Annotated in this window: 9 protein-coding genes; 6 read left to right on the plus strand and 3 right to left on the minus strand. The window is 33.6% G+C overall.

Annotation, left to right across the window (positions count from 1 at the left end; genetic code table 11):
• Positions 1-4 precede the first annotated feature (4 nt).
• The 5 genes from QZ143_RS07340 (at position 5) to QZ143_RS07360 (ending at position 4,277) form a co-directional block, all read left to right on the plus strand.
• Entirely contained in the window at positions 5-1,282 is a 1,278-nt protein-coding gene (locus tag QZ143_RS07340) for an oligosaccharide repeat unit polymerase family protein (RefSeq protein ID WP_292882714.1), read from the plus strand.
• 258 nt (positions 1,283-1,540) lie between these two features.
• Positions 1,541-2,173, plus strand: a complete 633-nt coding sequence (gene cbiM, locus QZ143_RS07345) for a cobalt transporter CbiM (RefSeq protein WP_292882716.1) — start codon at positions 1,541-1,543, stop codon at positions 2,171-2,173.
• 1 nt (position 2,174) lies between these two features.
• Entirely contained in the window at positions 2,175-2,483 is a 309-nt protein-coding gene (locus QZ143_RS07350; RefSeq protein WP_292882719.1) for a PDGLE domain-containing protein, read from the plus strand.
• 115 nt (positions 2,484-2,598) lie between these two features.
• Positions 2,599-3,429, plus strand: coding sequence for a cobalt ECF transporter T component CbiQ (cbiQ, locus tag QZ143_RS07355; RefSeq protein ID WP_292882722.1), 831 nt, complete (start codon positions 2,599-2,601; stop codon positions 3,427-3,429).
• 8 nt (positions 3,430-3,437) lie between these two features.
• On the plus strand, positions 3,438-4,277 hold the full coding sequence (locus QZ143_RS07360) for an ATP-binding cassette domain-containing protein (protein ID WP_292609234.1): 840 nt from the start codon (positions 3,438-3,440) through the stop codon (positions 4,275-4,277).
• Here QZ143_RS07360 and QZ143_RS07365 read toward each other — a convergent pair.
• The 3 genes from QZ143_RS07365 to feoB form a co-directional block, all read right to left on the minus strand.
• Positions 4,274-4,474 (minus strand): hypothetical protein, encoded by a 201-nt coding sequence (locus QZ143_RS07365; RefSeq protein ID WP_292609236.1) that lies wholly within the window; start codon positions 4,472-4,474, stop codon positions 4,274-4,276. The genes QZ143_RS07360 and QZ143_RS07365 overlap by 4 nt on opposite strands.
• Positions 4,475-4,525: 51 nt before the next feature.
• Positions 4,526-4,756 (minus strand): FeoA family protein, encoded by a 231-nt coding sequence (locus QZ143_RS07370; RefSeq protein ID WP_342674260.1) that lies wholly within the window; start codon positions 4,754-4,756, stop codon positions 4,526-4,528.
• Between the two features lie 151 nt (positions 4,757-4,907).
• Positions 4,908-6,926 (minus strand): ferrous iron transport protein B, encoded by a 2,019-nt coding sequence (feoB, locus tag QZ143_RS07375; protein ID WP_292882724.1) that lies wholly within the window; start codon positions 6,924-6,926, stop codon positions 4,908-4,910.
• 258 nt (positions 6,927-7,184) lie between these two features.
• Between feoB and QZ143_RS07380 the strand changes: the two genes are divergently transcribed.
• A partial coding sequence (locus tag QZ143_RS07380) for a tetratricopeptide repeat protein (protein WP_292882727.1) occupies positions 7,185-8,104 on the plus strand: 920 nt, incomplete at its 3' end.

Here is an 8,104-nt window from a genome sequence, read left to right on the forward strand (position 1 = left end):
AACCATGAGTGTGATTTATTCTACTTTAACTTCACTGATAAATAAAGTAAGTGATGAATTTCGCAAATCTTTTTTATTTACAATCATCTTTACCATTTTAGGATTTATTGAAGGCCAGTGGGTAAACAGCTTTTTTAAAAAATTATACCCTAGTGAAAACTTTTTAAATTTCTTAAATAAAAACAGAATACTTAAAAACCACATTTTCAATCCTTTAATAGTGCTTTTTATCTTTGCAATATTTCTATTGCTTGCTTTAAATTCCGTTTCGACCAGCCTGGCCATAACATTAATGTTGGCTTTCGCAGGATTTTTTATTGGATCTGCTGTAATTCCAAGATATTTTTTAAATGACACAAGAAATATTCTGGAATTTAAAAGAAGAGATATGTATTCTATCGGATTTTGTTTGATACTTATCAGCATAGTATTTTTCTTTGTAAGCATAGCTTCTGTAGGAGGAATACCACTTTTAAAGCCATCAATTAGATATCTCTTAAAGCCCATATTAACCATGCCAGTATTTTTAATCATTCCAGGAACCTGTCTTGTTGCAAGCTCATATCTGAAAGATTATCAGGATGAAAAAATCACCCGTTCACAGGCAAGATTCAGATTCATTTTTTTGCTCGCCATGGACTGTGCATTATTATTGCTTCTAGGTTATAGGACACCACTACTTGCAGCATTTCTTGTCATAATTATCATAGGTTTCTATGGAAATATTGTTTCTCTTTGGGAAGTTGTAATTGGAGCATTAGTTGGTGTAGGTGCAATAATAGGAATAGGTTATTTTCGTTCACTTGGAGAGTTGACAATAACCTCATCAACCAGCCCGATATATAGCCTGCAGACAAGGGCGGACTTTACACTTCACGTGTTGAATTTGCTTGACTTTATTGGCGGAAACTTCGGTCTGACCCACGGCCACATGCTTGCCAGTTCAATTCCTGGAAGTGATTTGGGGCCAAGGATGATGGTTGGAAAGCTTATTGCATGGAGAACCGAAGTGACAATCACACCAACATTAATCGGACAAATGGTGGTTGATTTTGGAAAGGTTGGAGTCTTTGTTGAGATGACAATCCTAGGTTTCATTTTAGGCATAGGATTTAAATTAATGCAGAAAACTAAAAATTACTTCTATATTGGAATTTACTCACTGATTTTAACATACACAATTTTAGGTGTAGAAACCGGACTTTTAGACATTCAAGTCCTTGTATACTTTGCAATTGCCATCTTCGTTTATTTAATCAACATCAAAAAAAGCCAAATCTAATGTTTTTTTATGTTTTTATTAATACTATTTTTAAAGAATAATACAAAAAAGTATTACTTTAATAACATTTATATATTAAAATCCCGTTTAAATATTTAATGTCAAGAGATGAACCGGATTTATTAACCATTAAACTTAATAAAAATCCCAATTAACTTGATATTACTAAAAAAAAGAATAAATAATACTTTTTAGTAATACTTGATTTATAAAGTGAATAAAAAAAAGTATTACTTTTAGAATAATGGAGGAATTTAATTGCATATACCAGACGGATTTATACCTATTTCACAATGTATAGTATACTATGTAATTTTAATAGTTGCTCTATACTTCTCCGTAAAATGGGCAAGATCCAATTTAGACGAAAAACGCATACCTCTTTTAGCAGTACTTGCAGCAGGTATTTTTGCAATCATGTCCATGAACATGCCAATTCCATTCGGTACAAGTGGTCACATGGTTGGTGGAGCATTAGTAGCAATAGTATTTTTAGCTCCGGAAGCTGCTGTATTAGTATTTACAGTGGTTTTACTCATCCAAGCATTAATATTTGGTGATGGAGGAATTACTGCTTTAGGAGCAAATGTATTGAACATGGCAATCATTGGAGGTTCTGTTGGATTATACACCTTCAAAGGATTAAACGGAACTATAGGAAAATACCCTGCAGCAGGTGTTGGAGCATGGCTTGCAACAGTAATTGCAGCTTTAGCATGTGCTATTGAAATGGGTATTGCAGGAACATTCCCAATGAATATCGGTATCCCCTCAATGGTATTATACCATGTATTTATTGGAATAATCGAAGCAGTATTAACAGTCATTGTTCTTGCTGCATTAGACAAATTCAGACCAGACCTACTTGCATGGAACCAAGGAGATGCATAAAATGGATAAAAAAGACAAAGCATTAATAGCAGCTGCAGTTGTAATTTGTGTTATAATCTGTGTCCTTTCACCATACATCGCATCCGGTGACCCTGACGGATTAGAAAAATCAGCTGAAGACTCAGGTCTTGATGAAGATTTCTCAGTTGAAGATATTAAAGGCATACCTGAAGCGGCAATGCCTGATTATGCATTTGCAAACGATCCGGATAACCAAGCACTGCAAATAGTAGCTCTGGTAATAGGTGTATTGATTACCTTAGGCGTAGGATATGGGGTTGCATACATCGTTAAAAAGAATAGAAGTTAAATTTTTTAATTTCTATAATTTTTTCTTTTTTTTAAAAGTAATTGAAAATTACTCAAAAAGACATAACACAATAATAATATAAGATGAATTTTTAATATTTAACTAGTGAATCCATATGGTTGATATAACGCAGATAATGAGGTTTGATGATTTAGCCTCAAAAAACAGTCCGATACATAATTTGGAAGGGCGCATAAAATTAATTTCCACTATTTTTATCATATTAGTCTGTGTTATCTCAAAAGAACTGTTTATTCCAATAATACTTGAAATATTCTTATTGGTTATACTCAAGCTTGCCAAACTGTCATATTGGGATTCGGCGAAGAGGCTGTTAATGCTACTTCCATTTGGTGGAGCAATCATAATTTTCCAACCATTCATCCAACCAGGAAATGTAATTTGGAGCTATTCATGGCTGACCGTTACAGATGTTGGTCTCAACTGGGCGATACTGCTTTTGGCACGTATGATTGTATCCCTAACAGCAATCATTATCTATTCATCAACTACACCACTTCAAGAGATGGCAAGTTCATTTAGAAAATTAAAAATGCCAAGAGATTTGGCGATGATACTTTCCATTATGGTGAGATTCCTCTTTTTATTTGTTGATGAACTCGCAGCAATCAGAAAAAGCCAAAAATCAAGAAATTTCAATATCCATTCCAACAACACCCCCTACAAATGGAGAGTCAAACAGGTAGGATATACCATTGGAATGATGTTTTTAAAATCATATGAACAGGGAGAACGTGTTCACAAAAGTATGGTGAGTCGTGGCTTTTCAGATGCGTCTGAAATGTTCGATGAAAAAAAATCTCCCGAAAAAAGCGATTATTTATACTTGCTTTCAATAATCATTATAGTCATAATACTTGAAATCATCATAATTAAATATTCAGGACAACTAGGTTACATTGGACAAAATTTAGCAATTAATTAGGTGTTTACATGGAACAAATTCATTTAGAGACAAAAAATTTATCATTTACATATCCGGATGGAACTGAAGCTTTAAAAAATGTCAATATCCAAATAAAAAAAGGTGAAAAGATAGCCATTATGGGGCCTAACGGTGCTGGAAAATCAACACTATTCTCTCACTTTAACGGTTTGACAGAACCTACATCAGGACATATTGAAGTAGATGGTGAAAAAATTGTTTATGAAAGGGAAGAGCTACTTAAAGTAAGGCAAAAAGTAGGAATAGTATTCCAGGATCCTAATGACCAATTATTTGCACCGACCGTAAAGGAGGATGTTGCATTCGGACCTATGAATTTAGGTCTTGAATATGATGAAGTGAAACGAAGAATCGAAGAATCTCTAGAAATGGTCGGAATGACTGGATTTGAAGATAAAACTCCCCATCATTTAAGTGGTGGGCAACAGAAAAGAGTTGCAATTGCTGGAATCATTGCCATGAGACCTGAAATAATGATACTTGATGAACCAACTGCAGGACTTGATCCGGAAGGTGTTGACAAGGTATTGGACATTTTAAATAATCTAAACAATGAAGGAATAAGCATAGTAATTTCATCCCACGACATAGAAATGGTAAATCACTTTGCCGATAAGATATTTGTCCTGTATTCAGGTGAAATAATTGCCGAAGGAGATAAACACCAGATATTTTCCGATAAGGAACTGTTAAAAAAAGCTCATTTAAAAGCACCGATAACAACTGAAATATTATATAAACTGAAAGAAAAAGGACTGGATGTTGATACTGAAAAAATAAGTGTTGATGAGACAGTCGAAGAAATTTTAAAAATAAAAAAAGGTTAATTTGTTGATTTTCTTCTTTTAAACCTTTCTTTTAATTTTACTATAAACTCAAATTCTTCTTCAAGTTCGGGGTGATTGCCAAATCCACAGTTCGGACAATGAACCTGATTGCAACCACTATGTTTACCACAATTAAAACATCCACGGTTTTCCACTGCTTTTTCATCAAATTCAAAACCGCACATACGACATTTCATAATAAACACCGCCAAAAAAAATAATTAAAAAAAATAATGAAAAGATTGAAGTTATTCCACTTCAATATTTCCAGCTTCTTCTTTACGAAGACAAATGTCATATCCTTTTACACTCATTTCGATTGGATCACCTAAGGTAGCTACTTTTTTAACAGTGATTTTTGCACCTTTAATGAAACCCATACCTAACAAGTGTCTTCTTAAACCTACATCACCAGTTTCGTGGTATTTTACCAAAGTAACTGTTTCGCCAGGTTTTACATCTTTTAATGTTTTCATCATATCACCAATGTAAACTTAAAACAAAATATTTAGGTACACTTAATTTTGTAAAAACTAATATATAAATATTTAGTTATGACTAAAAAATTAAAGATAAGGATAATAAAATTATCCCATCTAAACAATTTTTCAGTTCAGAATATTCTTGAATCTATCCAAATCCTGCCAATAGACCTACATTGTAGATTAAGAAAGCTACAATATATGCTGTTACCAATGTAATAGCACACATAATTAACGGCCATCTCCAACTGTTGGTCTCCTGTTTGATTGCACCAATAGCAGCGAAACAAGGTACATACAATAGACAAAATGCCATGAATGAGTATGCAGATAATGGAGTGAATAAATCATGTACCAAAGCTATTGTTCCTTCTTCGTCATCTTCTTCAAGTCCACCTAATGTGGTGAAAGTGGATACTACAACTTCTTTAGCAACCAAACCAGTTAAAATAGCAATACCTGCTTGCCATGTGGAAAACCCTAGTGGGGCGAATACAGGTGCAATTGCAGAACCTATCATACCAAGAACACTTTCTTGTGATCCATATTCGACACCGAATGGAACTGAACTTAAAATCCAGATTATAATAGCTGAACCGAGAATAATAGTACCAGCTTTTCTTAAAAATCCTTTGGTTTTCTCCCAGGTGTGCAACAATACTCCTTTCAGAGATGGAACCTTATATGTTGGAAGTTCCATAACAAACGGAGCAGACATTCCTTTAAACATAGTCCTTTTAAGTATTCCCGCAACAATAAGTGCTACAACAATACCTAATAAATAGATGGATAATAAGATTATACTTTTATTTGCAACAAAGAATGCACCAATAAATATTGAATAAATAGGCAATCTTGCAGTACATGACATGAATGGAATAAGCATCATTGAAAGCAAACGGTCAGATTCATTTTCCATAGTCCTGGTTGCCATAACTGCAGGCACTCCACAACCAAATCCTAAAATCATAGGAATGAAAGCTTTTCCATGAAGACCCACAATTGAGTGCATAACTTTATCTAAAGTGAAAGCAGCTCTTGCCAAGTAACCGCTGTCTTCCAATATGCTCAAGAACAAGAACATAAGAATAATTTGCGGCAAGAACACAATTACTCCACCTACACCACCAATAATTCCATCTTGGAGAAATGAACCTAATATTTCATTTCCGAGAGCACCAGCCAAATATTCACCAAACCATGCAAACCATTCATCAATAAAATCACAAAACGGAGTTGCAATTGTAAATGTCAAATGGAATAATAAAAACATTACGAAGATAAATATGAATGGGGCTAAAAACCTATTAGTTACAATCCTATCTATCTTATCAGTAGTAGTCTCTTTTTCAACATCGGGTCTTTTAACAGCTTCCGCCATTAATCCATTAATATATGCATACCTTGCATTTGCTACAACTTCTTCTGCACCCGCATCATACAAATCATGAAGGTGTCCTGCAACTTTATCAGCTTCACTCATGATAGCAGAACTTTGAGAAGATTTCTGAACTTTTTCAATTACAATAGAGTCTCTTTCCAATAACTTTATAGCAGTCCAAACAGAAGGAACATCCAATAAATTGCTATCCTTTTCAATTAATGATTGTAAATCGCCTAAATGTTCTTTTAATTCATCACCATAAGATAATTTTGCACTGGTATCAATTGGTTTTGATGCTTGTTTTTCAACAGTTGTTAATAACTCTTCAAACCCATCCCCATCTTTTGCACTAATTTCGATGACGGGAAATCCTAAAAGTTCACTCATCAACGGTATATCAATGATATGATCTTTTTTCTTTGCAAAATCATTCATGTTAAGCGCCATTACCATATTTGCGCCCAGTTCCATCATTTGAACTGTTAAATATAAATTACGTTCCAAATTGGCAGCGTCAACTACATTAATAATCACATCAGAGTCATCATCTACAATGAAATCCCTTGAAACGATTTCTTCCATAGAATGAGCACTTAATGCATAATTACCAGGCAAATCGATAACATCATATTCGTAGCTGCCATGTTTGAAGTGACCCTCTGCCCTTTCAACAGTTTTTCCAGGCCAGTTTCCTACATGTTGACGCATACCAGTTAATCGATTGAAGACAGTAGTTTTACCCACATTCGGGTTTCCTGCCAATCCTACAATTAATTCTGTCATTAACCATTCTCCCGTTTAATTAACTTCTATAAATAATATTCTATCTTTCAAATATTATTTCATACTAAAAAAATTTTTTTAGTTTAAGTCTTCTAATCCATAAAAAAAAAATTAGGTTAACCTAAACATATATTTCTATGAATGTTATGCTATTTAAATATTTAGGCATGCCAAAGAAAAAACCAAACTATTTATATTAAAAAGAATTATAAGAATATTAAAAAAGCATTTACTGATATAGTTTACTAGGTTGATATGATGAGTGATGCCGTTGAACAAGCACAGATATATATAGAAAAAGAAGATTATAAACAAGCCCTAAAATTAGCCAGAAAAAGACATGGAAAAGATGATATTGAAGAATATATTGCAATTTTAGACTTATTAATCGATGAGGAATACCTTCCTGCACTTGAAGAAAAGGGAATGTACTACCAATACTATGATGAAAATCATGACAATGGAGACTACGGCGAGAAATATTTTGATGAATATTTAGAAAAGCAACCTAGATCAATTAATGCAATATGTGACAAGGCATTGTCCAGATTCAACAAGGGTAAAGTCGATGAGGCGATTGAATACATGGATAAAGCTTATGACAAATACAAATCCTATGCCAAAATTGAAAAGCCTAGAATCAGCAAAAACGAAGTTTTGATGGGGAAAATAGAGCTTTTAATGCAAGCGAAAAGGTATGATGATGCATTAGCCTACTTGAACAAATATGAAACATTGACAAACGGCAATGAAAAGTCCGATTTGTACAAAGGGGTTGCGCTTCAAAAAAATGGAAATAATGAAGAGGCAATCAAATATCTGGACAGGTCACTGGGAAGTGAAGACACAATTATGGCACTCAATGCAAAAGGCGATGCTCTTTACGAACTTAAAAGATATGATGATGCTCTGAAAGCATATAATGCATGCATACAAAAAGAAAGCAGCATCAAAGATGAAGATTTGGATTTGATTACAAATTTCAATTATAAAGCAGCATTCTGCTGTGTTAAACTTGGAAAGGATGATGATGCCGTCAAATATCTGAATAAGACCATCAACTTCTTAAATGAAAAGGGCAGACTTCCAAATGATATCGAAAAGATCTACCGAAAATGTTCTTTTGAAAAAGAAAGAATTATGAAAACCGGAAATGTAAAAGATAAGGAGTTTGGACA

The organism is Methanobrevibacter sp. UBA188, from assembly GCF_905234905.1.
Classification (GTDB): domain Archaea; phylum Methanobacteriota; class Methanobacteria; order Methanobacteriales; family Methanobacteriaceae; genus Methanocatella.